21 protein-coding genes are annotated in these 26409 nt (G+C 74.4%); 7 read left to right on the top strand and 14 right to left on the bottom strand.

Annotated elements, in window-relative coordinates; translation table 11 throughout:
• Positions 1–283 precede the first annotated feature (283 nt).
• The gene (locus IEY99_RS29955) at positions 284–2239 is read left to right on the top strand and encodes an elongation factor G (protein ID WP_189207447.1); all 1956 of its coding nucleotides are present in this window, start codon (positions 284–286) and stop codon (positions 2237–2239) included.
• 35 nt (positions 2240–2274) lie between these two features.
• Here IEY99_RS29955 and IEY99_RS29950 read toward each other — a convergent pair whose 3' ends face one another.
• From IEY99_RS29950 to IEY99_RS29940, 3 genes are all read right to left on the bottom strand, one after another.
• On the bottom strand, positions 2275–2691 hold the full coding sequence (locus tag IEY99_RS29950) for a VOC family protein (protein ID WP_189207446.1): 417 nt from the start codon (positions 2689–2691) through the stop codon (positions 2275–2277).
• Positions 2692–2816: 125 nt separating this feature from the next.
• Entirely contained in the window at positions 2817–3356 is a 540-nt protein-coding gene (locus tag IEY99_RS29945) for a GNAT family N-acetyltransferase (protein ID WP_189207445.1), read from the bottom strand.
• Positions 3357–3365: 9 nt separating this feature from the next.
• On the bottom strand, positions 3366–4091 hold the full coding sequence (locus tag IEY99_RS29940; protein ID WP_189207444.1) for a PP2C family protein-serine/threonine phosphatase: 726 nt from the start codon (positions 4089–4091) through the stop codon (positions 3366–3368).
• 64 nt (positions 4092–4155) lie between these two features.
• On the opposite strand from IEY99_RS29940, the gene IEY99_RS29935 reads away from it, so the two are divergent.
• Complete coding sequence (locus IEY99_RS29935) at positions 4156–5118, top strand: helix-turn-helix domain-containing protein (RefSeq protein ID WP_229799373.1); 963 nt, start codon at positions 4156–4158, stop codon at positions 5116–5118.
• Positions 5119–5182: 64 nt separating this feature from the next.
• Positions 5183–7705 carry a Tex family protein gene (locus tag IEY99_RS29930; RefSeq protein WP_189207442.1) on the top strand — a complete coding sequence of 841 codons (2523 nt, stop codon included), beginning with the start codon at positions 5183–5185 and terminating at the stop codon, positions 7703–7705.
• Between the two features lie 78 nt (positions 7706–7783).
• Here IEY99_RS29930 and IEY99_RS29925 read toward each other — a convergent pair whose 3' ends face one another.
• Complete coding sequence (locus IEY99_RS29925) at positions 7784–9448, bottom strand: phytoene desaturase family protein (protein WP_189207441.1); 1665 nt, start codon at positions 9446–9448, stop codon at positions 7784–7786.
• A 66-nt stretch (positions 9449–9514) separates the two neighbouring features.
• On the opposite strand from IEY99_RS29925, the gene IEY99_RS29920 reads away from it, so the two are divergent.
• Positions 9515–10186, top strand: coding sequence for a TetR/AcrR family transcriptional regulator (locus tag IEY99_RS29920; RefSeq protein WP_189207440.1), 672 nt, complete (start codon positions 9515–9517; stop codon positions 10184–10186).
• Here the strand turns inward: IEY99_RS29920 and IEY99_RS29915 are convergent.
• From IEY99_RS29915 to IEY99_RS35020, 6 genes are all read right to left on the bottom strand, one after another.
• The gene (locus tag IEY99_RS29915; RefSeq protein ID WP_189207439.1) at positions 10155–11942 is read right to left on the bottom strand and encodes a serine/threonine-protein kinase; all 1788 of its coding nucleotides are present in this window, start codon (positions 11940–11942) and stop codon (positions 10155–10157) included. The genes IEY99_RS29920 and IEY99_RS29915 overlap by 32 nt on opposite strands.
• Positions 11943–12094: 152 nt before the next feature.
• Positions 12095–13876 (bottom strand): serine/threonine-protein kinase, encoded by a 1782-nt coding sequence (locus tag IEY99_RS29910; RefSeq protein ID WP_373293464.1) that lies wholly within the window; start codon positions 13874–13876, stop codon positions 12095–12097.
• A 5-nt stretch (positions 13877–13881) separates the two neighbouring features.
• A complete protein-coding gene (locus tag IEY99_RS29905) occupies positions 13882–14742 on the bottom strand; it encodes a cytochrome c biogenesis CcdA family protein (RefSeq protein ID WP_189207437.1) in 861 nt (286 codons plus the stop codon).
• Between the two features lie 3 nt (positions 14743–14745).
• Positions 14746–15327, bottom strand: a complete 582-nt coding sequence (locus IEY99_RS29900; protein WP_229799369.1) for a TlpA family protein disulfide reductase — start codon at positions 15325–15327, stop codon at positions 14746–14748.
• Positions 15324–16796: an NADH-quinone oxidoreductase subunit NuoF family protein gene (locus IEY99_RS29895; RefSeq protein WP_189207436.1), complete on the bottom strand. Its 1473-nt coding sequence runs from the start codon at positions 16794–16796 to the stop codon at positions 15324–15326. The genes IEY99_RS29900 and IEY99_RS29895 overlap by 4 nt, the downstream gene beginning before the upstream one ends.
• Positions 16797–16857: 61 nt before the next feature.
• Complete coding sequence (locus IEY99_RS35020; RefSeq protein ID WP_268245156.1) at positions 16858–18744, bottom strand: translation initiation factor III; 1887 nt, start codon at positions 18742–18744, stop codon at positions 16858–16860.
• Between the two features lie 455 nt (positions 18745–19199).
• Between IEY99_RS35020 and IEY99_RS29885 the strand changes: the two genes are divergently transcribed.
• The gene (locus IEY99_RS29885) at positions 19200–19973 is read left to right on the top strand and encodes a hypothetical protein (RefSeq protein ID WP_189207434.1); all 774 of its coding nucleotides are present in this window, start codon (positions 19200–19202) and stop codon (positions 19971–19973) included.
• 72 nt (positions 19974–20045) lie between these two features.
• Here IEY99_RS29885 and IEY99_RS29880 read toward each other — a convergent pair whose 3' ends face one another.
• From IEY99_RS29880 to IEY99_RS29870, 3 genes are all read right to left on the bottom strand, one after another.
• Positions 20046–20798 (bottom strand): arginase family protein, encoded by a 753-nt coding sequence (locus IEY99_RS29880; RefSeq protein ID WP_189207433.1) that lies wholly within the window; start codon positions 20796–20798, stop codon positions 20046–20048.
• Positions 20799–20814: 16 nt separating this feature from the next.
• Positions 20815–21303 carry a GNAT family N-acetyltransferase gene (locus IEY99_RS29875; RefSeq protein WP_189207432.1) on the bottom strand — a complete coding sequence of 163 codons (489 nt, stop codon included), beginning with the start codon at positions 21301–21303 and terminating at the stop codon, positions 20815–20817.
• A 62-nt stretch (positions 21304–21365) separates the two neighbouring features.
• Positions 21366–21605: a hypothetical protein gene (locus IEY99_RS29870; RefSeq protein WP_189207431.1), complete on the bottom strand. Its 240-nt coding sequence runs from the start codon at positions 21603–21605 to the stop codon at positions 21366–21368.
• 269 nt (positions 21606–21874) lie between these two features.
• Between IEY99_RS29870 and IEY99_RS29865 the strand changes: the two genes are divergently transcribed.
• Complete coding sequence (locus IEY99_RS29865) at positions 21875–23269, top strand: glycoside hydrolase family 6 protein (protein WP_189207430.1); 1395 nt, start codon at positions 21875–21877, stop codon at positions 23267–23269.
• A gap of 86 nt (positions 23270–23355) precedes the next feature.
• Here the strand turns inward: IEY99_RS29865 and IEY99_RS29860 are convergent, their stop codons facing one another.
• Entirely contained in the window at positions 23356–24723 is a 1368-nt protein-coding gene (locus IEY99_RS29860) for a UDP-glucose dehydrogenase family protein (protein ID WP_189207429.1), read from the bottom strand.
• A gap of 128 nt (positions 24724–24851) precedes the next feature.
• On the opposite strand from IEY99_RS29860, the gene IEY99_RS29855 reads away from it, so the two are divergent.
• Positions 24852–26405: a sensor domain-containing diguanylate cyclase gene (locus IEY99_RS29855; protein ID WP_229799368.1), complete on the top strand. Its 1554-nt coding sequence runs from the start codon at positions 24852–24854 to the stop codon at positions 26403–26405.
• Positions 26406–26409 lie beyond the last annotated feature (4 nt).

Raw genomic sequence — 26409 nt, 5'->3', positions numbered from 1 at the left:
CGGCATCTCCCAGATGCACGTCAGCCGCCTGCTCACCAAGGCCCTCACCAAGCTGCGCACCCAGCTCGACACCGCGCACTGAAACCCCTCCGGCCCGCCGCCCCCCACCTGACGGGGGCGGCGCCGTCATGTCCACGGCCTTCGATCGCGGGCGCCACGAATATGGGTGGCCCGGCGCGCGGATCTCCTGTCATCATCGGCGCGCTCAGGCGAGAAGAGGAGACGATCATGCGCGCAGCTTCCACGTTCCGGACCCTTGACCGTCCTACCGTGGAGTCGCGCGTTGGCATTGTTGAACCTCGGAGTCGTCGCACACGTTGACGCCGGAAAGACCAGCCTGACCGAGCGCCTGCTGTTCGAGGCGGGTGTCGTCGCCGAACCCGGCCGCGTCGACGCCGGCACCACCCGGACCGACGCGATGGAGCTGGAGCGCCGGCGCGGCATCACCATCCGGGCGGCGGTCACCTCCTTCGCGATCGGCGACCTGACCGTCAACCTGCTCGACACCCCGGGCCATCCCGACTTCATCGCGGAGGTCGAGCGGTCCCTCGCCGTGCTCGACGCCGCGGTACTCGTGGTCTCCGGCGTCGAGGGGGTGCAGCCGCAGACCGTCGTGATCTGGCGGGCGCTGCGCCGCATCGGGGTACCGACCGTGCTGTTCCTCAACAAGGTGGACCGGTCCGGGGCGGACGTGGGCCGGGTCCTGGCGCAGGCGCGTCACCGGCTCGGCCCGCACCTGGTCCTGCTCACCGAAGTGACCGGCGAGGGCCGGCGCGAGGCGCGGGTGCGGCCACTGGACTGGGGCACGGAGTCCGTCGTCGAGGCGGTCGCCGAGGTCGACGACGGCGTCCTGGCCGGGTGGCTCGCGGGTGAACCGGTGCGCCGCGGCGATGTCCGGCGGGCGGTCCGGCGCGGCGTACGCCGCGGCACGCTCACCCCGGTCGTCTGCGGCTCGGCGCTGACCGGCACCGGGATACCGCAGTTGTGCCGGGTCCTGGTCGACGTGCTGCCCCGCGCGGGACGCGACGGCGGGCCGGTGGCGGGGACCGTCTTCGCCGTCGACCGCGACGAGCACGGCCGGCGCGCCTGGGTCCGGCTGTGGTCGGGTGAGCTGCGGGTCCGCGACCGGGTCAGCTTCGGCACGGGCCGGCCGGAGCGGATCACGCAGGTCGCGGTCAGCGAGCCCGGCGGCGTCCTGGTACGCCCGGCGGCGCGTGCCGGGCAGATCGCCGCGCTCCGGGGGACGTCGGCGCGGATCGGCCAGAACGTCGGGGCGCCGCCCGAGCGGCGCTCGCACCGCTTCCCGCCCGCCACCGTGCAGGCGCTCGTCGAGCCCGTGGACCCGGCGCAGCGTACCGCGTTGTTCGCCGGCCTCGCCGAGCTCGCCGACGAGGACCCGCTGATCGACCTGCGCCTCGACGAGCGGGCGGGCGAGGCGGTGCTCAGCCTCCACGGCGAGGTACAGAAGGAGGTCCTCGGCGCGCTGCTGGCGGACCGGTACGGCGTCGAGGCACGCTTCAGCGGCACCACCGTCGCCTGCATCGAACGGGTCACCGGTGCCGGCGCGGCGCGGGACCGGATCGCCGAGCGCGGCAACCCGTACCTCGCCGGGCTCGGGCTGCGCGTCGACGCCGCACCCGTCGGGCACGGCATCGACTTCTCACCCGGCATCGAACGGGGCCGGCTTCCGGCGGCCTTCGTCGCCGCGACCGAGGAGGGTGTCCACGCGGGCCTGCGCCAGGGCCTGTCCGGCTGGCCGGTCACCGACTGCCGGGTGACCATGACGTCCTCGCAGTACTACCCGCGGCAGAGCAAACCGCACCAGAAGTTCGACAAGTCCATCTCCAGCGTCGCGGCGGACTTCCGCAACCTCGCCCCGGTCGTGGTGGCCGCGGCCCTCCGCCGCGCCGGCACCCGGGTCTGCCAGCCCGTGGACCGGTTCGAGCTGGACCTGCCGGGTGCCGCGCACGCTGCGGTGACCTCGCTGCTCGGCCGCCTGGGCGCACGGGTCCTCGACACCGCCACCGCCGGCGGGTACGCACGCCTCACCGGGCACCTCCCGTCCGCCCGGGTGGCGCGGCTCGCCGCGGCGCTACCCGACCTGACCGGCGGCGAGGGCATCCTGGTGACCCGCTTCGACCACCACGCCGCGGTCGACGCCCAGCGGCCGCCCCTCCAGCGGCGCCGCGGACCGGACCCCGCCGACCGGAAGGAGTGGTTCCGCGCCGTACCGCGCTGAGCGCTTCACGCCTGCGGAAACGGCCGGTTGGCCGGTCAGGGTTGCGGCGAGTTGATGTTGACCATCCAGTCGACGCCGAACCGGTCCTTGCACATGCCGAACTCGTCGCCCCACGCCTGCTTCTCCAGCGGCATGGTCACCGTGCCGCCGCCGGACAGCTTCTCCCAGTAGCCGCGCAGGTCGTCGGCGTCGTCGCCGCTGAGGCTGACCGAGATGCTGCTGCCGGCCACGTGCGGCATGCCCGGCGGCACGTCGGCGCCCATCAGGGTGAACCCGTTCGGCGCCTCCAGCATGGCGTGCATGATCTTGTCCGCCGCGGCCGGGTCGGGCGCGCCGAAGTCGCCGAAGGTGCTGATGCGCAGCTCGCCGCCGAAGACGTCGCGGTAGAACTCCATCGCGGCGCGGGCGGTGCCGTCGGGGAACGAGATGTACGGGTTGAGGCGACTAGTCATGGCCGAGGCTCCTTTGCCGTGGCAGGCGAACCGTGCTGCACGAGCACCATAGCCCTGGCCGGGCCCGGAGCGCCCTCGATCGCGCCGAGCCTGTGGACAACCACCCGTGACGGGTGCGCCGTCCGTCAGCGCGGCGGCGTCCACTCGGCGGCGAGCAGGCCGAAGAGCAGGTCGTCGGTCCACTCGTTCTTGATCCAGGTGTGCTGGCGCCGGAGGCCCTCGCGGGTGAAGCCGACGCGCTCCAGCAGCCGCGCCGACGCGGTGTTGCGGGCGTCGCACTCCGCCGACACCCGGCGCAGCCCCCGCACGGTGAAGAGGTGGCCGAGGACGCCGCGGACCGCCTCCGAGGCGTAACCGCGGCCCTGCCAGCGCGGGTCGAGGGTGTAGCCGATCTCGGCCTGCATCAGGTTGTCGGCCAGGTTGACGCCGACGTCGCCGATCAGCGCCGCCTCACCCGGCAGCTCCACCGCGTACTGGAACCAGCCCGGCTGGCCCGGATCGGCCGCGACCATCGTCTGGACCGCGTAGCGGGCCTTGTCGAGCGAGTAGGGCGAGCGCCACGACTGATAGCGGGCGACCTCGGGATCGGAGCGGTACCCGGCGAGCGCCGGCACGTCCTCGATCCGGAACCGGCGCAGCACCAGCCGCTCGGTGGTGAGCAGCACCCACCGATCCTAGTCTCCGGCCGGCTCCAGATCGGCGACGATGACCGTCACGTTGTCCGGCGCGCCCGCCTCCAGGGTGCGCGCGATCAGCTCCGCCGCGCAGACCTGCCGATCCGGGTACGCCCGCAGCGTCGTCGCGATGACCTCGTCCTCGACGTAGTCGCTGAGCCCGTCGCTGCACAGCAGGAACCGGTCGCCGACCCGCACCGGCACCATCCGCCCGGCCGGCCGGAACGGCCCGCCCTGCACCGCCTGGGTGACCAGCGCGCGCTGCGGGTGCCGCCGGGCGTCGTCCGGCGTCAGCACCCCCTGGTCCACCAGCGCCTGCACGTAGGTGTCGTCGCGGGTGATCTGCGTCAGGGCTCCCTCGCGCATCAGGTAGCACCGGGAGTCACCGACGTTGAGGGCCGCGACCCGGTCGCCGGCCAGCAGCAACGCCGTCACCGTGGTACCCATGCCGTCGCGGGCGTCGTCGTCCGCGACCGCGGCCTCGATCCGCTCGTTCGCCGTGCCGAGCGCGGCGATCAGGTCCTGCAGGGGCTCCCCCGTGTCGGGCATGTCGTCGACGACGGCGACCGACTTCACCAGGATGTCGCTGGCGAGTTCGCCGGCGGGCAGGCCGCCCATGCCGTCCGCCACGACCAGCAGCCGCTCCCCCACGAAGACCGCGTCCTCGTTGTTCGACCGGACCAGCCCCTGATCGGAGGCGGCGACCGCGCGTAGCACCAAGCTCATGCTCCCAGACTGCCAAAGGGCGGAGAGCATGTCTGTAGTACGTACTACGTAGTGTTGGGTGGTGATGCCGGTACCGATGGTGGGCCGGGCGGCCGAGCTCGACGAGTTGCGGCACGCCTGGGAACGCGTGCGCGGCGGCGGCCGGTGTGTGCCCGCCGTCCTCACCGGGTTGCCCGGGACCGGCAAGAGCACCCTGGCCGCGGCGGCGGTGCAGGTCGCGGCCCCCGAGGTGGTGCTCGCCGGCTCGGCGCGGCTGCACTCCCCCGCGCCGTACGACTGGCTCGCGGCGGTGCTGGCCGCCCACGCGCCACGCCCCGATCTGCCGGTGCCGCCGGACGCGCTGGCGTGGCTCGCCCAGGACCCGGATGTCCCCCGGGAGCGGTACGCGCCCGACGCGCTGCTGCGGCTGGCGGTGACCGCCGTCCGCGCGCTGATCGGCGGTCGGCCGGCCGTCCTGCTGGTCGAGGACCTGCACGCGCTGGACCCGGCGAGCCTGAGCCTGATCACCGAGCTGGCCGGGGCGGACCTGCCCGCCCTGCTCGTGGTGACCTCCCGGCCGCCGGACGCCGCGGCCGAACCGGCGCTGGCGGTGCGGGCCCTGGAGCGGCTGGCCGGCGCCCCCGGGGCCGTGCGCCGGCACCTCGGCCCGCTCACCGCCGCGCATGTCGCCCAGATCCTCGGCCACGCGTACGGCGGCGACCGGCCGGCGCGCGATCTCTGCGAGGCGGTGTGGCGCCGCACGGGCGGCAATCCGTACCGGCTGACCGAGCTGCTGGCCGTGGCGGGCGGCCCGGCCGAGCTCGCCGAGCAGCTCCGCGAGCCGGTGGAGTTGACGGCGCGCGAGCGCGAGGTGCTGGGCTGCCTGGCCGAGGGCATGAGCAACAAGCAGATCGCCGGTGCGCTCGGCATCTCGGTGCGGACGGTCACCGTGCACGTCTCCAACCTGCTGCGCAAGACCGGCGCGGCGTCGCGGACGGAGGCGGCGCTCTGGGCCGTGCAGCGCGACGCCGGCGCCCGGACCGGGTGATCATCCCGCCGGGCCTCGCGGGGCGCCGCGACAACCGTCGTACCCCTCGGTCACAATCGACCGCGTGACGACAGCCATCCATCAGCGCATCGCCCAGGAGCTCGGGGTCCGCGAGGGCCAGGTCGCCGCGGCCGTCGAGCTGCTCGACGGCGGCGCCACCGTGCCGTTCATCGCCCGGTACCGCAAGGAGGTCACCGGCACGCTCGACGACCAGCAGCTGCGCGTGCTGGAGGAGCGGCTCGGCTACCTGCGCGAGCTCGAGGAGCGGCGCGCGGCCGTGCTCGACTCGATCCGGTCGCAGGGCAAGCTCGACGACGCGCTCGAGGCCCAGATCATGGGGGCCGAGTCCAAGGCCCGGCTCGAAGACATCTACCTGCCGTTCAAGCCCAAGCGCCGCACCCGCGCCCAGATCGCCCGCGAGGCGGGCCTCGAGCCGCTGGCCGACCTGCTGCTCGGCGACCCCGCGCGCGACCCGCGCGCCGAGGCCGAGGGCTACGTGGATGCGGACAAGGGCGTCGCCGACCCGGCCGCCGCCCTGGACGGCGCCCGGGCGATCCTCGTCGAGCGCTTCGCCGAGGACGCCGACCTCATCGGCGCGCTGCGCGAGCGGATGTGGACCCGGGGCCGGCTGGTGGCGAAGGTCCGCGAGGGCAAGGAGACCGAGGGCGCGAAGTTCGCCGACTACTTCGACTTCGCCGAGCCGTACACGAAGCTGCCCTCGCACCGGATCCTCGCCATGTTCCGCGGCGAGAAGGAGGAGGTCCTCGACCTCACGATGGAGCCCACGGCCGACGAGGCCGACCTGCCGTCGTTCGAGGCGGCCGTCGCCGCCCGCTTCGGCGTCGCGGACCACGGCCGTCCCGGCGACCGGTGGCTGCTCGACACGGTCCGCTGGGCCTGGCGCACCCGCATCCTCATCCACCTCGGCGCCGACCTTCGGGTGCGGTTGTGGCAGGCGGCCGAGGACGAGGCCGTCCGGGTCTTCGCGGCCAACCTGCGCGACCTGCTCCTGGCCGCGCCCGCCGGCACGCGCACGACCATGGGCCTCGACCCCGGATTCCGTACGGGTGTGAAGGTGGCCGTCGTCGACCCCACCGGCAAGTGCGTCGCCACGTCGACGATCTACCCGCACGTCCCGCAGAACAAGTGGGACGCGTCCATCCAGACCCTGGCCGAGCTGGCGCAGCGGCACGGGGTGGACCTCGTCGCCATCGGCAACGGCACGGCGTCGCGCGAGACGGACAAGCTGGCGGCCGACCTGATCAAGCGGCATCCGGAGCTGAAGCTCACCAAGGTGATGGTCTCCGAGGCCGGTGCGTCGGTCTACTCGGCCTCGGCGTACGCGTCGCAGGAGCTGCCCGGTCTGGACGTCTCGCTGCGCGGCGCGGTCTCCATCGCCCGCCGCCTGCAGGACCCGCTCGCCGAGCTGGTCAAGATCGATCCTCGCTCGATCGGCGTCGGGCAGTACCAGCACGACCTGTCCGAGGTGAAGCTGTCGCGCTCGCTCGACGCCGTGGTCGAGGACTGCGTCAACGCGGTCGGCGTCGACGTCAACACGGCGTCGGCCCCCCTGCTGACCCGGGTCTCCGGCATCGGCGCCGGCCTGGCGGAGAACATCGTGCTGCACCGCGACGCCAACGGCCCGTTCCGCAGCCGCAAGGACATCAAGAAGGTCGCCCGGCTCGGCCCGAAGGCGTTCGAGCAGTGCGCCGGCTTCCTGCGCATCCCCGACGGCGACGACCCCCTCGACGCCTCCAGCGTGCACCCGGAGTCCTATCCGGTGGTCCGCACGATCCTCGCCGCGGCGGGCACCGACCTGCGCACCGCCATGGGCAACAGCCCGATCCTGCGCGCCCTGAAGCCGGAGCAGTTCGTCACCGACACCGTGGGCCTGCCCACGATCACCGACATCCTCCGCGAGCTGGAGAAGCCGGGCCGCGACCCCCGCCCGGCCTTCACCACGGCCACCTTCGCCGAGGGCGTCGAGAAGATCGCCGACCTGCAGCCGGGCATGGTCCTGGAGGGCGTGGTGACCAACGTGGCGGCGTTCGGCGCGTTCGTCGACGTCGGCGTCCACCAGGACGGCCTGGTCCACGTGTCGGCGCTGTCGAACACCTTCGTCAAGGACCCGCGCGAGGTCGTGAAGTCCGGCGACGTGGTCAAGGTCCGCGTGGTCGACGTGGACGAGGCCCGCAAGCGCATCTCGCTGACGATGCGCCTGACCGACGAGCCCCGCCAGGGCGGCGGCGACCGCCGCGGTCCCGGCGGCGACCGCCCGCGGCAGGGCGGCCGCGACGGCCGCCCGGCCGGGCCCCGCGAGGCCGGCGAGGGCCGCGACGCCCGGCCCGGCGGCGACGGCAGGCGGGGCGACGGCAGGCAGGGCGGCCGCGGCGGCCAGCAGGGTGGCCGAGACGGTCAGCGCGCCGGCCGCGACGGCGGGCAGCCCCGGCAGGGCGGGGGCCAGCGCCCTGGCGCCGGTCAGCAGCGCCGCGGCGGCCAGGGCTCCGGCCACGGCTCCGGCGGCACGAGCTTCAACGGCGGCGCGATGGCCGACGCCCTGCGCCGCGCGGGCCTCGCCAAGGACTGATCCCGGGCCGCGGACGGGCACACCCGTGCCCGTCCGCGACGTCCGCCACGGCGACGCCCGCGCCGACGACGGCCGGCGCTATTCGGCGGGGACGCGGGGGCGGCGGCGCAGCGGGGAGCTGGGCTTGGAGACCGCCAGCGGGTCCCAGTCCGGACCGATCGGGCTGAGCCGGGCCGGGTCGGCGATCACCGCGCCCGCCTTGACCTCCGCGCTGAGCGGGCGGCGCAGGATCGCGCCGGCCGTGCCGAGCCCGCTGCTGACGGCGCCGACGATGCCGTTGCCCCAGGTGGTGCTGGCGCCGGTGAGCCACAGGCCGGCGATCTCGGTGCGCGGGCCCGGCCGGCGGGGGCCGATCTGGTCGGCGGCCATCTCGATGCCGTAGCAGGAGCCCAGGGTGGACAGCGTGAACCGCTCGTGGGTGGGCGGGCTGGACGCCTCCTGCCACACGATGTGGCGGCGCAGGTCGGGGATCACGGTGGCGGCGCGGTCGATCAGCCGCTCGGTGAGCTGGTCCTTCAGCGCGGCGTACCCCGGGTCCTGGCGGTAGCGGTCGCCGCCGGGCCAGAACGTGCCGTGCGGAGCGAGGCACATCACCTCGAGCGTGCTGTGGCCGGGCGGGGCCGCGTGCGGGTTGCCCGGGTCCTTGGTGGTGGCCGAGGTGAGGAAGATGGGCACCTCGTCCGGGATGCGACCGGAGTAGGCGTCGCGGTAGACCTTCTCCACGTCGGTGTGCGGGTAACACCAGTACGTGCTGTTCGGCAGGTGCTCGGTGAGGTCGATGTCGAGTCCGAGGTAGACGCTGAACAGCGGCAGCGCCATGCGGTAGCGCTCGACGCGCGCGACGGTGGCCGGCGTGAGGTGCTCGCGGCCCACGAGGTCGAGGTAGGTGCGCTTGAGGTCGGCGCCCGACACCACGACCGGGGCGTGGACGGTCTCGCCGCCGTCGAGCTCGACCCCGGCGGCGGCACCGTTCTCGACCAGGATGCGGGCGACCCGCGCCTTGGTGCGTACCCGTCCGCCGTGGGTCTGGATGACGTCGATGAGGTGGGCCGGGAGGACCTGGCCGCCGCCGCGGGGATACCAGGCGCCGCCGGTGAGGTAGTGGTCGAGGAAGCCGCCGTGCAGGGCGACCGAGGCCCGAGACGGCGGCGTGCCGTAGTCACCGCACTCGCCCACGATCACCGCCCGGGCGAGCGGGCTGAGCCGGCACGCGGTGAACAGCCAGGACAGCGGCAGTTGCCCGACGGCGGCGACGGTCGGCGCCGTACGGGCGAACCTCAGCAGGCTGCGCAGGGTGCGCCGGGGCAGCGCGGCGGTGCGCAGCTCGGCGCCGATCCGCCGCAGGACGCCGATGCAGAGGCGCAGGCCGCGACGCTGGTCGGGGAACGCCTCGATCAGCCGGGCCAGGTAGGTGTCCCAGTCGCTGGGCACCCGGAACGTCAGCCCGGGGAACACCAGGGTCGAGTGGCCGTCGGGGTCGAGCCGGCGGAACTGCACCCGGTCCTGCAGGCCGAGGCCGCGCAGGGCCGCGGTCATGCGCCCGCCGGGATGGCACTCGCCGATGTAGTGCATGCCCACGTCGAACTCGTACCGGTTGCCCTTGCGCCGGAAGACCTGGCTGCAGCCCCCGGCGACCTGGTTCTGCTCGAGCACCAGGGTGCGTTTCCCAGCGGCGGTCAGGTAGGCGGCACAGGTCAGGCCGCCGAGGCCGGAGCCGATGACGATCGCGTCCCACTCAGTCATGAAGGACACCTCCGCCCGCCACGTTAGCACCCGCTATATCAATTGCTATAGCACTAAGATCAGCGGGTGACCGAACGCCGTGCCAACCCCGCGGTGCGGGTACGCCTGCTGGAAGGCGCCGCGCGCGTGCTCGCCGAGGAGGGCCCCTCGGCGCTCACCCTGCGCCGGGTGGCCACCGAGGCCGACACCTCGACGATGGCCGTCTACACGCACTTCGGCTCCATGCCCGACCTCGCCGACGCCGTGGTCGCGGAGGGCTTCGCCCGGCTGGCCGCGCTGCTGGTGGAGGTCCCGGCCACGGACGACGCGATCACCGACCTGGCCAGCCTGGGCCGCGCCTACCTGGTCCACGCCCGGCAGAACCCCAACCTGTACGCCGTCATGTTCGGCACCGCCTCGCTGGGCTCGTACCGCCCGCAGACCGCGAGCGAGCGCGAGCGCGGCAGGTACACGTTCGACGAGATCGTGGCGGCCGCCCGCCGCGCCGTGGACCAGGGCCGGCTGCGCGCCGCCGATCCGCTGGAGATCGCCGGCCAGCTCTGGACGGCGATGCACGGCTACGTGATGCTCGAGGTCGGCGGCTACTTCGGTGACGACGGCGTCGAACGTGTCCTGGTGCCCATGTTCGCGAGCCTGCTCCACGGCCTCGGCGCCGACCGCGACGCCGCCCTCGCCTCGATCCGGACGCTGGCCACGGCCGGCGCCGTCACGCGCCGCCCCAGATCGCGACGTCCGTGAACGCCACCTCGTACGGGCCGGCCGACAGGGCCCACTCCTCCATGTAGATGCCCAGCACGAACCGCCCGCTCCCGATGTCCTTGTCGGCGAGCCGGACGCTGCCGACGGGCTCACCACCGCGGAGGATCTCGAGGGTGCCGCCGGACACGGTCAGCGTGATCGTGGTCGTGGGGCCGCCGACGGTGAGCGGGGTGCCGTCCAGCGGGAAGGTTCTGAGCACGTCGATGGTGGCCAGCTTGTGCGTGGCGACGTAGACGTTGCGTTCGCAGACCCGGACCTGGTAGCCCTGGTTGTCCCGGAAGCGCAGCCAGATGGCGGCGCAGCTGTCCGGCTTCAGGATCCGGACGCCGACCTCGGCCCGCAGGTCGTCGGGCAGGGCGTCGAGCGGGCCGCGGCAGCGGAAGGTGCCTTCCCGCTCGCGGCGCACGACGAGGCCGTCGCGGAAGGAGCAGGCGGCGCGCGCCTTGCTGTCGTCGGAGGCCTGCCACAGCCGCGGCTGCCGCAGCGGGTCCGCGAGCAGCGGCGGCTTTCCGGTTTCCTGGGGAGCCGGCGCCTGTCCGCTCTCGGTCACCGGGGCGGCGGACGCCGCGCCGCCGTCCGCCACACCGCCCCTCTCCGCGCCCTGCGGCCAGAACTTCACGGCGAGCCCGCCGGCCGCCAGGAGGGCGGCCAGCAGCAGGACCACGGCCACCGGCAGGACCCAGGGCCGCCGGGGGTGCGGGTCGTGGCCGAACGGGGTCGGTGGGACCACCGGCGACGGTGGCACCGGCTGGGTGACGATCGAGTCCTCGGTGTACCCGACCAGCTCGCGCTGCGGCGCGAGCGCGGTCAGCTGGCGGGCGCTGTGGTAGCCGGTGGCCGCCTGCGCCTCCTCCGCCGCGACGCGCAGGCCCGGCTGGTGGGCCAGCGCCGCCGCGGCGCTCGCCGGCTGGCGCGGGCCCGCGACGAGCAGGTCGAGCAGTTCGCGGGCGGTGGGCCGGTTGGCCGGGTCCTTCTCCAGGGCGTGCGCGACCAGGTCGCGCAGCGGCCCGCTCAGGCCGGTCAGGTCCGGCGGACGGGTCAGGATCCGGGCCGCGGTCGCGGCCGGCGAGTCGGCGCCGAAGGGCGTACGCCCGGTGCCCGCGTACGCGACGACCCCGCCCCACGCGAAGACGTCGGCGGCGGGGCCGATCAGCGTGGCGTCGTCGCCGAAGCGCTCGGGCGCCATGTAGGCGACCGTCCCGACCACCTCGCCGGTCTGGGTGTGCCCGCTGGTGGCCTCCATCGGCCGGGCGATGCCGAAGTCGATGACCTTGGGGCTGCCCGGGGCGAGCAGGACGTTGCGCGGCTTGAGGTCGCGGTGGATGACGCCGGCGCCGTGGATCGCGGTGAGCGCCGTGGCCACCCCGATCGCGACGCCGTGCAGGTTGGCGGCGGTCAGCGGGCCGCGGGTGTCCACCACGTCGGCGAGGTTGGGCCCGTCGACGTACTCGACGACGAGATAGGGCTGCTCGTGGTCGGGATCGGCGTCGAGGATCTCGGCGGTGCAGAACGGCGGCACCTGGCGTATCCGGTTGACCTCGCTGCGGAAGCGCCGCCGGAACGCGTCGTCGGACGCGAGGTCGGCGCGGACCATCTTCACCGCCACCCGCGTGCCCTCGGCCTGCGCCAGATAGACGGTGCCCATGCCGCCCTCGCCCAGCCGGCCGAGCAGCTCGTACCGCCCGAGCCGGCGCGGGTCACCCGGGCGCAGCGGGCTCGTCCGCTCGTCCGCCATGCTCGCCGCTCCTACCCCACCGGCGGCCCGATCGCCACCCTCCCCGCGCCGCGTGGACGCGGGGGATCACCCCGTCAGGAAGGCACCCTATCGGGCGCCGTCACTGCACGCGAAGGCCCGTGCGCCGGTTGCTGCGCAACCGACACTTGCGCTCATCCGGCGGCGGGGAGTGAGCGGATGTCGACGTCGGCGAAGGTGACCGCGTACGGCGGCCCGGCGGTTGGCTCCTCGGCGCTCAGACCCAGCCTGACCTGGCCGGTGTCCGGGCCGTCGCCGGGCAGCTCGAGCTCGCCGGCGAACTCGCCGCCCAGGAAGACCTGGACCGCTTCCGCGCGGACCACGAGGTGGACGCGGGTCGGCTCGCGCAGCGGTACGCGGTCCTCCAGGCGCGCGCTGTCCAGGACCGTACGGCCGGACGACGTCTCCGCGGCCACGGCGATCTCGTCCTCGCAGACGTCCAGGGCCTGACCGCCGGCCTCGTCGTCCCAGTGGAACCAGACGACGGCGCAGCTCCCGGCCGTCAGCAGGGTCGCGGTCACCTCGATCCCGGCGTCGTCCGGGACGTCCCCGGTGGGTCCGAGGCACTGGAAGGCGCCGGCGCCGGCGCCGGCCAGCTCGGCGCGCAGACCACCGCGGATGACACACCGGGCGTCCCCCGCGCGGGTCTGGCTGTCGAACCACTGCCCGGGCCGGTCGAGGGAGTCCTGGATGAGCGGCTCACCGCCGGTCGGCTCCTGCGGCTCGGATTCCTCCGGCGGGTCCGGATCCGCCGACGCCTGGGCTCCGGCCCCCGCGCCGCCGTCCGGGGCGGGCGACGTCACGACCGGCGTACGGCTCCGCGCGCCGGCGTTCAGCACGAAGGCGACCGTGCCGACGCCGGCGAGGACGAGCAGCACCGCCAGGGTGGCCAGCAGGGTGTGGCCGCGGGTACGCCCGCCGGGGGCCGGCGGCGCGCCGCCGCCCGGCGCCGCGACGAGCACCCGCCGGTCCTGCGCCACGAGGGTGCGCCGGTCCTGGGCCACGAGGGTGCGCCGGTCCTGGGCCTGCGGCCGCGGGGGTGCGGCGGCCGCGGGTTGCGGCCGGGCCTGCGGGCGGGCCACCGGACGGTCGCCCAGCAGCAGGTCCAGCAGTTCCCGGGCGCTCGGGCGCTGCCCGGGCTCCTTGGCCAGGGCGAGCGCGACGATGTCCCGCAGCGGCTCCGGCAGGCCCGCCAGGTAGGGCGGCTGGGTGAGGATCCGCCCGGCGGTCGACGTCGGCGAGTCGCCCTGGAACGGCGTCCGGCCGGTGCCGGCGTACGCCACCACGCAGCCCCACCCGAACACGTCCGCCGCCGCGGTCAGCGCCGTGCCCGGCGCGGAGGAGAACCGCTCCGGCGCCATGTACGCCACGGTCCCCACCATCTGGTCGGTGCGCGTGTGCTGGCTGGTCGCCTCGAACGCCCGGGCGATGCCGAAGTCGATGACCTTCGGGCTGCCCGGCGCGAGCAGCACGTTGTCCGGCTTGAGGTCGCGGTGGATGACGCCGGCGCCGTGGATCCCGGACAGCGCCGTGGCCACCCCGACGGCCAGCGAGTGCAGCGCGGCGGACCGCAGCGGGCCGCGCTCCTCCACCACGTCGGCCAGGCTCGGCCCGTCCACGTACTCGACCACCAGGTACGGCGGGTCGTGGTCGAGGTCGGCGTCGAGCACCTCGGCCGTGCAGAACGAGGGCACCTGCCGGGCCCGCTCGACCTCACTGCGGAAGCGGTGCCGGAACTCCGGGTCGTGCGACAGCGAGGAGTGGATGAGCTTGATCGCCACGAGCGTGTCGTCCCGGTCCTCGGCCAGGTAGACCACGCCCATGCCGCCCGCGCCGAGCCGGCCGAGCAGCCGGTAGTCGCCCAGCCACCCGGGGTCGCCCCGGCGCAGGGGGTCGGCGCGATCCGCGATGTCCACGACCATCAGCCTCCCGCCGGGGCGCGGCGGCGCGACAGCAGGAGCGCGGCCAGCACGAGGACGGCCAGCGCGAGCAGGAACCCGCCCGCGCCGAGCCGGCCGACCAGGTCGCTCAGCTGCCGCTGCAGGTCCGAGGCCAGGTTGACCACGGGATCGCGGCCGGAGGCGCGCCGGTCGCCGGCAAGGCGCAGCTCGTACCAGCCGTAGTAGGCCACGTACGCGCCGGCGGCCACGAGCACGGCGCCGCCGGCCCGCGGGACGTACGCCGCGACCCGCCGCAGCCGGGCCAGCGCGGAGACCCGGGCCAGGGCGACGGCGACCGCCGTGACCCCGATCACCAGGCCCATCCCCGCCGCGTAGCTGACGAACAGCGCCAGGCCCGCCCCGACCGATCCGGCGCGCAGGCTGGAGACCACCAGCGCGAGGAACGGCCCGATCGCGCAGCCGAGCGACGCCACCGCGTACGCCATGCCGAAGAGCACCATCGACGCCGCCGTGCCGGTCAGGCGCGGCGCCCGCATCCCCCGGCCCGGCACCGGCAGCGAGCGGCCCGCGAGCAGCCAGCCGCCGAGCAGCGCCAGGCCCAGCCCGAGGATCACGGTCAGCCACGGCAGGCGCGGCTGCAGCCACCCCGCCAGCGGCGTGAGGACCAGTCCGAAGCCCGCGAAGACCGTGACGTAGCCCAGGGTCAGCGCGGCCGTGCAGGCCAGGGCCCGGCGCAGGGCCGCGAGACCCGCGCGCGGCCGGTCCGGGCCGTCCTGCGAGGCCAGCAGGACCGACAGGTACGCGGGCAGCAACGCGAAGCCGCACGGGTTGACCGCACCGAGCATCCCGGCCGTGAGTGCGAGCAGCAGCGGCGCCTCCACAGCTCAGGCCACCAGCGCCTTGACCTTCGACGTCAGCTGCAGATCGTCGAGGTAGCCGGTGACCACGGTCCGGCCCGTGCGGTCGATGATCACGTACGTGCTCTGCTCGGTGATGCCGAACTTCTTCCAGAGCGTGCCGGCCTCGTCGTCCAGGTGAGGCACGGAACCCACCTCGAGGTCGGCGACGAACTCGTGCATCTCCTCGTTGCCGCCCATGCCGCCGATGCCCAGGATGTTGAGGCGGTCGCCGTACTCCTCGCGGACGTCGGCGATGGACATCGCCTGGCTGGCGCAGGTGGCGCACCACGGCGCCCAGAACCACAGGATCGTGGGCTTGCCCGCCAGCGTGGCGGCGTCGAAGGGCTTGCCGTCGAGGGTCCGGCCCGTGAACGTCAGCGACGCGGGCACCGTGCCGGCCCCGGCCCCGCCCGCCGGCCGCGACGCGGGCGGCTGCGCGCCGGACGCCCCGGCAGGCGGCTGCGCGCCGGACGCCCCGGCAGGCGGCTGCGCCGCGGGTGCCGCGGTGGTGCCGCAGCCGGCCGCCGCCAGCGCGGCGGCCGTCGCGAGCAGGACCCCGATCCTCACTTCTTGCCCGCCTCCGTGAGCCGCAGCGCCAGGGCCGGGCAGACGTTGACGGCCTTGCGCGCGCCGTTCTCCAGCCACGGCGGCAGCGGGGTCTGCGGGAACGCCGGGAAGCCGTTCGCGTCCAGCCGGATGATCTCGGGCGCGACCGCCGAGCAGAGCCCGTGCCCGTCGCACCGCGACCAGTCCAGCGCCAGCTTCCGCGCGCCCTGCTGCTGGTGGTACGGCAGCGGCAGGATGCCGCGTACCTGCTTGCCGCAGCCCTCGCCGTTGGCATGCAGCTCGACGTCGCGGGCGAAGACCTCGAGCGCCGAGAGGGCGAAGCGCGAGGTGCCGTCCGGGTGGCTGCAGGCACCACGGCCCTTGACCACGCCGGCGGCCTGGCGCACGTTCTCCAGCGCGCTGCCGCCGAGCGCCACCAGGGTCACCGCCCGCGCCAGGTCGGGCAGGCCGAGCCGGCACGGGCCGCACTGCCCGGCGGACTCGCCGGCGAGATACTGCACCACCTGGGCCACCTCGCCCAGCGGGCAGGTCTGCGAGCCGATCGGGATCAGCATGCCGGCGCCCAGCGTGCCGCCGACCTTGGCGAAGCCCTTGCGCGAGATGGTGACCGTCTTGGCCGCCTCGGCGCTGATCCACTTGCCGTGGTAGCCGCCGACCAGCAGGCCGGGTCCGATGTCCGCGCCGCACATCTCCAGCACCTCCATGAGCGGGGTGCCGGTGGGAGCCTCGACCACGGCGGGGGCGGTCGACGAGCCGCCGACGGTCAGCATGACCGTGCCCGGCTCCTCGGGGATGCCCACCGCGTTGTACTCCCACGGGCCCAGCCGGGCCGCGATGGCGAGCTGCGAGTACGTCTCCGCGTTGGACAGCAGGGTGGGCAGGCCCGCGACGCCGTTGTCGCTGGAGCGCACCTTGCGGCCGGGCGGGATGTGCGCCTCCCCGTTGATGCCGCGGACCAGGGCACCGCCCTCGCCGGAGATGAACCGGTGCGGCACGGTCACGATCCGGGTGGGCACCGGCATCCGGCGCTCGGCGAGGGCCGCGGCGAGCGAGTCCTGGCCGATGCCGTCGTCGGCCACGCCGATCACGATGTCCTCGGCGTCGAGCGCGGCCGCGGCCAGCGCGGCGCCGTCGAGGATCAGGTGCGGCGCCCGGGTGAGGATCGCCTTGTCCTTCCACGAGGGCGGCTCGCCCTCGGTGGCGTTGACGACGATGATCGGCGGCAGGTCCTGGCGGCGGCACGAGTCGAGTACCGCGCGCACCTTGCGGGCGAACGGGAAGCCCGCGCCACCGCGCCCGCGCAGCTCGATCCGGTCGGCCAGGCCGATCAGCTCCCCGCTGGAGAGGGCGGCGAACCCGCCGTGCACCTCCTGGTGTGCCAGGAGGTCGAGCCGCCCGTACTCGTCGAACCCCGCCGTGAGCCGCGGCGTGCCGATCGAGGTGACGGGCGGAACCTTGCTGCCGCTCACGCCGACGCCCCACTCCGCGCGGCGAGGCCGCGGCGTCCCTTACTGCATCCCCTGCGCTGCATCACTGTGCTTCTCCCCGCAGCTGCGCCCAGTACCGGTCGTCAGCCGTCTCATCGGTCGTACGGGAGCGGGATCCTCGGCGGGCCCCCCGGCCCGACCCCGTCCGCACGGGTTCCTGCTGTGTCGCCTTGCGGGCCCGCCGCTGCGCCATGTCCACGAGCGTCGGCGTCTCGTCGGGCTCCAGGTAGTTCGGGTCGTCGTAGGCCGCGGCCGGCTCCCCACCGGCCAGGTCCACGAACTCGCTGCGGCTGTGCCGCCCCGAGTCGGCGCGATCGATGTCCGCGCCCCGGTCGCGCCGGGCCCGGGGCGCATCGTCCTCGTCCTCGGCGTAGCGGGAGGACCGCGTCCCGCGGGACGGACGATCGTCGCCGTACCGGGGCGGACGTGCCGCCCGGGGCGGGTCGTCCTCGGCGTACCGGGCGGCGCGGCGGCGCGGGGCGTCGGCGTACCGGTCGTCGTCGGCGTACCGCTCGCCGGCGTACCGGTCGTCGTCGGCGTAGCGGCGTGGCGGCGCCGGCTCGTCGTCGGCGTAGCGCGAGCGCGGCGGGTCGTCGTCCGGCGCCCGGCGGCCCCGCGGGACCGGCACGGCGTCGTCCTCGGCGGCGGAGCGGCGGCCCCGGGAGCGCGGGGCCGGCTCGTCCTCGAGCTCGGTGTCGGCGTAGCGGCGCGCGCGGGGACGAGGAGTCTCCTCGTATGCCTCGCCGGCCCGGCGGCGCCCGGCCGGGGCCGGCATCTCCTCCTCGTCGGCGTAGCGGCGCGGCCTCTCCTCGAGGGCGCGGCGCGAGATCGCCCGGGTCGGCTCGTCGAACCGCTCGGCCGCGGCGGCGCGGCGCTGGCGCGGGGCGGGGGCGTCGTCGGCGTAGCGGGAGCGCGCCGCCGGCATGTCGTCCTCGTCCGCGAAGTCCCAACGCTGGGTGGGGGCGTCGACGTAGTCGCGGTGGCGCCGGGCACGCTCGTCCTCGTCGACCCGGCGGCGCGGGCGGCGCTCGGCGGACGGGGCGCCGGCCGGCGCGGCCGGGCTGACCGGCCGGGCGGCGGGCTCGGCGGGGGCGGCGGCCCGGGGCGGCGCGGCGGGCACCCATGCCTCGACGGCGCCGGCGCGGTCGGAGACGATCGGGTCGTCGCCGCGCGTCCGCGAGCCGCGGCCCTTGACGATGGGCCCGGTGGACGTCAGCTTGCCGACCGGCTTCATGCCGCCCGTACCGCCCGCCGTGCCGGCCTGCGAGGCGAAGTCCTTGCGCCGGTTGAGGCTGACCGCGATGCGGACCGCGAGGCCGATGAGCACGCCCAGCACGCAGACCACGTAGCTGACGTTGACCCAGGTGGCGGCGAGCCGGCCCGCGTTGAGCCCGTGCAGCAGGGCGATCGGCCACATCAGGTAGGAGACGCTGTGCACGGCGCGCCACATCCACGGCTTGCCGCGGCCGATGAACCGGGCCCGGGCGATGCCGGTCCACATCACCAGCACCATGATCCAGCCGGAGATGGTGCCGAACCCGACGTAGGCCCGGTTGATCCCCTGGTACAGGAACGGGATGAACACGTCGATCAGCTGGATGTGTTCCTCGGCGAACTTGGTCCAGACGTGCACGCCGAGGGCGGAGATGGCCATGACGCCGGTCGTCCGGTGGGCGGACTGCAGCAGCAGGCGCTGGCGGATCGAGAGCACCAGGCGGTCGGTGGAGACCAGACCGACCATGATCGTGATCGAGAGCGACACGAGCGACACGACGCCCATGTAGAACTCGAGGTAGTAGAAGATGTAGACCCACGCGACGCGTCCGGCCGGGATGAGCATCATCACGGCCCACAGCGCCGCGACGACCGACGTACCGAACAGGGCGACGGTGAGCTTGGACGGTGGGGTCCGGCCACCCGTGGATTCCATCTCCACGTCCACCCGAGTGGTGGATCGTTCTTTCGTCTTCGTCCGGGCCATGGCTCCTCGTTCTCCGCAGCGGTCAAGGCGTCCGTCGTGGGCGTTCGCAGACGCCGGCATCCGTGGGGGATGCCCCGCGCTCGTTACTGTCGGGCGGTCCGGTGGTCCTTCCTTTCCTCACGGTGCGTCGTCGCCGGTCCCTGCCCTCCCCCATCTACGTGTGGCGGGCCGGTTCGGATGAACGATCCGGAACTTTATTACCGACGAGTTTGCGCGACCCTGCTAACCCGTCCGCGTCGAAGGGCTCTGACCAGGGGAAACGCCGGCCCGGCCACCTTAAGGGCCGCGAAAGTGAATGTCTCGTCCGTAGTGATCCTCTTCTCCTGGTGAACCTTTCGCGCCGCTCCACCGAACTACCTCGTGATGCGGACCTTTCGATGACGTTCCGTGAGGAGATGATTGCTGTGCGGCATCGCGCTGCGCTGGCGGCGACCGCCTTGGCCGTGGCCGTGGCGACCCTCGCCCTTCCCGGCCGGGCCACCGCGGTGGAACCCGGCTTCGAGGTACGCGTCACCGAGCTGCCGCCGGCCTTCGGGGCCGGAGCCGAGAGCCGGACCCTCACCGTCGTGGCGTCCAGCGACCGCCGCCGCTGCCAGAAGGTGCGCTGGTCGCTGGTGATGCAGGTCGAGGGCCCCGACCTCGACGAGGTCGAGGTGGAGCGGGTGGAGGGCGACGACGACTTCCCCGTCCAGATCCAGCGCGAGGACGACACCGCGCGGATCACCGACGAGCAGCCCGACCCGGGCGAGCTCTGCCGCGGCCGTACGGTCACCGCCCGCTACCGGATCAGCGTCGACGACGACGCCGACAGCGGCCGGGTCCGCTTCGCCCCCCAGGCGTTCAGCGCGGGCGGCACGCTGTTGCAGGAGACGTCCGCGCAGACCGCCGTCGTCGGGCAGGAGGGCGCCGCGGCACCCAGCGAGTCGCCGTCGCCCGAGCCGGACGATCCGCAAGCGTCCGCCGGAGAGGACGAGGAGGCCACACCGCAGCCCGACCCGACGCGTGACTCCATTGCCGGAGTCCCGGCCTCGTCCAGCGGCGGCACGCCGTCGCTGTTGGGCCCGGGCCTCATCGTCGGGGCGGTGCTCGTCTTCCTCGGCGTCGGCCTCCTGCTGCGCCTGCGCCTGCGCAACCGGTCCACCCGGCACCCGGGCCTGCCCGCCCGTCTGCATCCCTGAACGGGCACCCGAGACCTTCACGAGGGGTAGATGCCGGTGCCCCGCCCACGCGGCGGGGCACCGGCGTCGTCGTCACTGACCGGCGTCGTGGGGGATCAGCGCGTCCAGCAGCGCGGTGCGGCCGGACGGGTCCGGGACCCGCTGCCACGGGCAGGCGATGTCCAGGACCGCGACCCGGCCGGTGGCGCGCAGCCGCTGCACCGCCGCGACCACCTCGGACGCCGGCGGGCCACCCGGGGCCGGGAAGAGCAGGCCCGGCAGCTCCGCCGGGTCGACCACGTCCAGGTCGACGTGCACGATCAGCGGGCCCTCCGGCGCGTCGGCGGCGCAGAGGCCGGTGACGGTCGTGCGGCGTACCCGGCTGGCGGCGAGGAACGACACCTCCGCCGGGTCGAGGTCGCGCGCGCCGACCAGCAGCACCCGGTCCTCGGCGACCGGGCGCAGCCCGAGGCGGTCCGCCAGCAGCGCCGGGTCGCCTCCCATGGCCAGCCGCAGGGAGAGCCCGCCGGGATAGCCCGACGTGGAGCTCGCCAGGGTGTGCACGTCGCCGTGCGCGTCGAACCACACCAGGGCCGGGTCCAGGCCGGCGCGCTGGGCGCCGGCGAGCGCGGCGACCGCCAGCAGGCAGTCGCCGGAGACGACCGTGACGGGGCCCGGCGCACTGCACACCGCGGTCGCGACCGCCTCGTCGAGGGCCGCCAGGCGGGTCCACAGGTCGCCCGGCGGCAGCGGCGGGTCGACGACCTGGACCGGTTCGCGGCCGGGCAGCGGCAGCAGGTCGCCGGGGAGCCGCTCGTCCTGGTGGTAGGGGACGACGATCACCATCCGGCGATCCTAAGGCCTACGGCGCCTGCGGCCCGTCCAGGCGCAGCACGGTCTCCTCGATCTCCCGGCCGCGCGCCGTGGCGTACGCGACCTCCTTGCCGACCACCCGGAAGCCCGCCTTGCGCAGCACCGCGAGCGAGCCGGCGTTGTCGCTGGCCGCCCGGGCCGTGATGGGCCGCACGGGAACGGTCGCCAGGAACATCCGGACCGCGGCGGTGGCGATGCCCCGGCCCCACCACTCGCGGCCCAGCCAATAGGTGATCTCGGTGTCGCTGCCGACGGCGAAGCTCGCGATCGTCCCGGCGAGCTCGTCGCCGACGGTGATCGCCCGCAGCCTGATGTCCGGAGCGGTCCGCAGCCGCACCAGGTGCGCGTCGAAGGCGGCCCGGTCGTCGGGGTCCTCGGCGGTGAAGGCGGCCATCCGGACCGCCTCGGGGTCGCGCATCTGCTCGTAGATGGCGTCCAGGTCGTCGTCGGCCACCAGGCGCAGACAGATCTCCGGCATGCTCGGCTCCCGTCGTCACGTCCGGCGTCCTCAGTGGCGGCAGCCTACCGAACGCCCGGGACTCACGGGGTGGTGGATGCCAGCCGTTCCCGCGCCGCCGCGGCCAGGGCCTCGGGATCGTCGGCGTGCAGCCGGATCGGGGTCACCGGGTCGGTCCCGGCCTTCTTCACGCCGACGGTCAGCGGCCGGGACAGCTCCCCGTCCAGGCTGGTCTGGCTGGCCACGGCCAGCGAGAGGATCCGCTGGTCGCCGGCCTGGTCGACCTGGACGCTGCCGCCCGGCGGCATCGAGCGGCGGCGCACCTCGACCCGCGCGACGCCGTCCCATCGGTAACTCGACGGCCGACAGTCCGATGAAGACGCCGAAGAGCCCGGTGGCCGCGCAGGCGTAGGGAAAGGCGTCGACGCCCGGGCCGCTGGAGCCGTTCGGCACTCGGGACGTATTGCCCGCATGGGAGCGCTCCCATACGCTGGAGCCGTCGCCGGTCAGTGACGGTCGTCGATCGCTGCGGTGACGTTCCCCGGCAGCGCCTGCCCCCGGGCGCCGCCCTGTCTCCCAGGAGCGCTCGCGCATGAGACCACATCCCCCCGGCGCAGCCCGCGGCCTGACCGCCGCGGCCGCCACCGTCGCCCTCGTCCTCACCTGCACCGACGCCGCCGTGGCCGACCCGCGGCCCGGCGTCGCCAACGCCCCGCAGCCCGGCGTCGCCGCCGGGGCGCCGTCGGACCCGCCGCCCGCCGGCCGGGTCGACAACCCGTATGCGGGCGCCGAGGGTTACGTCAACCCCGAATGGAAGGCCCTGGCCGAGGCGGAGCCCGGCGGCCACCGCGTCTCCGGCAACCCGACCGCGGTGTGGCTGGACCGGATCGCCGCGATCGAGGGCACCGCCACCCGCCGGGGCCTGCGGGCCCACCTCGACGCCGCCGTCGCCCAGGGCGCCGGCTACGCCCAGTTCGTCATCTACAACCTGCCCGGCCGCGACTGCTCGGCGCTGGCCTCCAACGGTGAGCTCGGCGTCGACGACCTGCCGCGCTACCGCACCGAGTACATCGACCCGATCGCCGCGATCCAGGCCGATCCGAAGTACCGCGGCCTGCGCATCGTCAACATCGTCGAGATCGACTCGCTGCCGAACCTGGTCACCAACACCAACGTCGCCACCTGCGCCACGATGAAGCAGAACGGCGGCTACGTGCAGGGCATCGGGTACGCGCTGCGCCGGCTCGGCGCCATCCCCAACGTCTACAACTATCTCGACGCCGCCCACCACGGCTGGATCGGCTGGGACTCGAACTTCGGCCCCAGCGCGGACGTCATGCTGGAGGCGGCGCGGGCCTCCGGCGACGTCCGTACCGTGCACGGCTTCATCACCAACACGGCCAACTACTCGGCGCTGACCGAGCCCTACTTCACCGTCACCACGACGGTGAACGGCACGTCGGTGCGCCAGTCCCGGTGGGTCGACTGGAACAACTACGTCGACGAGCTCTCGTTCGCCCAGGCGTTCCGCCGCAAGCTGGTCTCGGTCGGCTTCGACCCCGGCATCGGCATGCTGATCGACACGTCGCGCAACGGCTGGGGCGGGCCCGCCCGACCCACCGCGGCGAGCACCTCCACCGACGTCGGCACCTTCGTCGACCAGTCCCGCACCGACCGCCGGCTGCACACCGGCAACTGGTGCAACCAGGACGGCGCGGGCCTCGGCGAGCGCCCGAGGACGGCACCGGCGCCGGACGTCGACGCCTACGTCTGGGTGAAGCCGCCCGGCGAGTCCGACGGCTCCAGCACCGCGATCCCCAACGACGAGGGCAAGGGCTTCGACCGGATGTGCGACCCGGCGTACCAGGGCAACGACCGCAACGGCCACCACCCGACGGGCGCGCTGAGCGGCGCGCCGATCTCGGGCGCCTGGTTCCCCGCCCAGTTCCGCCAGCTGATGGCCAACGCCTACCCGCCGCTGCCCTGAGCGGCCGCGGGCGGCCCGCGCCTCTGCGGCCGGGCCGCCCGCGCCTCTGCGGCCGGGCCGCCCGCGCCGGCTCCTCAGGCCTCAGCTCACCGGCCGGTCGCCGAGAGGTAGCGGTAGCCGAGCCTGGTGAGCCGGGCCGGGTCCAGCACGTGCCGGCCGTCCAGCAGCACCGGCGTCCGCATCAGCGACGCGAGCTTGCCCCAGTCCAGATCCAGGTACTGCGACCACTCGGTGACCAGGACGACCGCGTCGCTGTCGTCGAACACCTCGGCCACGTCGTCGGCGAGGTGCCCGGCGAGGTCCGGCTGCTCGCGCCGGAACCGCTCCCCCGCGACCGGGTCGTGCACCCGGATGCGGGCACCCCGGTCGAGGAGCATGCGGGCGATGTCCAGGGCCGGCGCGTCGCGCATGTCGTCGGTGTTGGGCTTGAAGGCCAGGCCGAGCAGGCCGATGCGCCGGCCCTTGAGGATGCGCAGCTCGTCCAGGAGCCGGTCCACCACCAGGCGGCGCTGGTGCTGGTTGACCTCGCGCGCCGCCGACACGATCGGCATCTCGTGGTGGTACTCGGCGCCGGTCGCGATCAGCGCCGCGGTGTCCTTGCCGAAGCAGGAGCCGCCCCAGCCGATGCCCGGCTGCAGGAACCGCGGCCCGATCCGGGTGTCCAGGCCGATGCCGCGGGTGACCTGGGTGATGTCCGCGCCGACCCGGCCGGCGAGCTGCCCGATCTCGTTGGCGAAGCTGATCTTGAGCGCCAGGAACGCGTTGGCCGCGTACTTGATCAGCTCGGCCGAGGCCAGGTCGGTGGAGACCATCGGCACGGCGCCCAGGTCGTTGGGGCGCGGCAGGTACGTGGGCGGAGTGAACGTCTGGTTCAGGATGGTGCGGTAGAGGCGGTTGAGCACATCGAGGCTGCGCGGGTTGTCGGAGCCGACGACCACCCGATCGGGGTACAGGGTGTCCTGGATCGCGGCGCCCTGACGGAGGAACTCGGGGTTCGAGGCCACCGAGAACTCCCCGTCGCTGCGCCTCTCCCGGGTGCGCTCGAAGGACTCCCGCAGGATCGAGTCGACCCAGTTGCTGCTCCCGATCGGCACGGTCGACTTGTTGACCACCACCGTGAACTCCCCGCCGATGTGCTCGCCCACGCTCTCCGCGGCCGCCCGCAGGTACTGCAGGTCCGGGTTGCCGTCCGGCAGCGAGGGGGTCTGCACGGCGATGAACACCACCTCCGCGTCCGGCACCGCCTCGCGGTAGTCGGTCGTGAAGCTCAGCCGCTCGGCCGAGTCGGACAGCAGCGCGTCCATGTGCGGCTCGTAGATCGGCGAGCGACCCGCCCTGAGCAGGTCGACCTTGGCCTGGTCAAGATCGACACAGGTGACGTCGTGACCGAGAAACGCCAGGCTGACGCCGGTGGTGAGCCCCACGTAGCCGGTTCCGACGACGCACACCTTCATGTCCGTACTTCCTCTCGTGTCACGTCCGGGCGCAGCGAGCCCGACGGTGAAACGGTAATCCTTGGTGGCGCGTACCACGTCATCGCGGGATGCTCAGGCGCGTCCTCCGGCTGCCGATTCATGGGTCCGTGACCCTCAGCAGCGCGACGCGTTCCTCCGGTGGCGGCCTCGTCACCGGTACGCTGCTGCCCGAGCTCGACGGCCAGTCCCAGCTGCTCGCCGACCTCGTGGAGGTCATGACCCGCGACATCCCGTCGCTGGACCACATCCTCGCGCTCGTCGACCGCCGGCTGAGCGAGCCGTGCGGGATGACCGCGGCCACCGTGTTCACGCTGGACCCGGACGACGGCAGCCTGCGCGCCGCCGCCACGATCGGCCCCGCGGCCCTCGACGACCTGCGGGTCGCCGGCCGGGTGTTCCGCGTCTCGGCCGGGGCGCCCCCGGTACGCGTCGGCGACCGTACGGCGATCCGCCTGCGTATCGGCGGCCAGACCGTCGGCGTGCTCGTGCTGACCGGCACCGACCTCGACCAGCTCCGCCCGGACGTGGCCGCGGGGACCGCCCTGCAGGTCGCCGCCACCCTGCAGGTGCTCGCCGCCGAGGTGCACCGGCAGTACACCGAGCACGCCACCAGCACCATCCGCAAGCTCTTCGAGGAGGGCGCCACGGCGACCTCCGTCGAGGCGGCCGGGCAGCTGCTCGCCAAGGCCACCGGCGAGGCGTTCCGCACCGAGCGGGCGGCCGTGCACCTGGTCGGCCCGGACGGCGTGATCCGCTACGCCGTCGGCGTGGGCCTCACCCAGGAGATGAGCGACCAGCTGCGCCGCAACCTGGTCGGCCGGCGCGCGGCCGACTCGCCGGTCTGGCAGCTCATGCAGAAGATCAACGGCCCGGTCCTGATCTCCGACACCGAGCGCACCGACATCAGCACGGGCGGCTTCGTGCACACCATGAAGCTGCGCTCGTTCCTCGCCATGCCGCTGATGTCGGCGTCCGGCCCGGTCGGCGTCGTGATGTGCGGCGACACCACGGTCCGCGACTGGTCCGGCCGCGACCACAACCTCGCCCGCCAGGTCGCGATGGAGGGCGCGCTCATCATCGACGGCGCCCGGATGCGCCAGGCCGAGCAGCAGCACATGGCCGAGCTCACCCGGCAGGCGTACCACGACGCCCTGACCGGCCTGCCGAACCGCTCGCACCTGATGGACCGCGCCGGGCGCGAGGTCGAGCTGGCGACGGCGAACGGCGGCCGGCTGGCGCTGCTCCTGCTCGACCTCGACGGCTTCAAGCGGGTCAACGACACGGTGGGTCACCACGCCGGGGACGCGCTGCTGCAGGCGGTGGGCCAGCGCCTGCAGCAGGCGGTCCGCGACCACGACGTCGTCGCCCGCCTCGGCGGGGACGAGTTCGCCATCCTGCTGACCCGCAACCCGGACGCCGACTCGGCCGCGACGATCGCCGGCCGCATCCACGACCGGCTCGTCGAGCCGTACGAGATCGAGGGCCTGGACGTGGCGGTCGGCGCCAGCATCGGCATCGCCCTGTTCCCCTCCGACGCCGGCGACATGGCCGCGCTGATGCGCGGCGCCGACGCCGCGATGTACCGCGCCAAGCGCAGCGGCGGCGGCGTCCGCTCGGCCGCCGTACCCGCCGGCCCGGACGCGATCCAGCCGGCCGCCTGACGGG

The organism is Couchioplanes azureus (assembly GCF_014648355.1).
In the GTDB taxonomy this organism is placed as follows: domain Bacteria; phylum Actinomycetota; class Actinomycetes; order Mycobacteriales; family Micromonosporaceae; genus Actinoplanes; species Actinoplanes azureus.
This window is presented reverse-complemented; position numbering and strand designations above follow the sequence as displayed.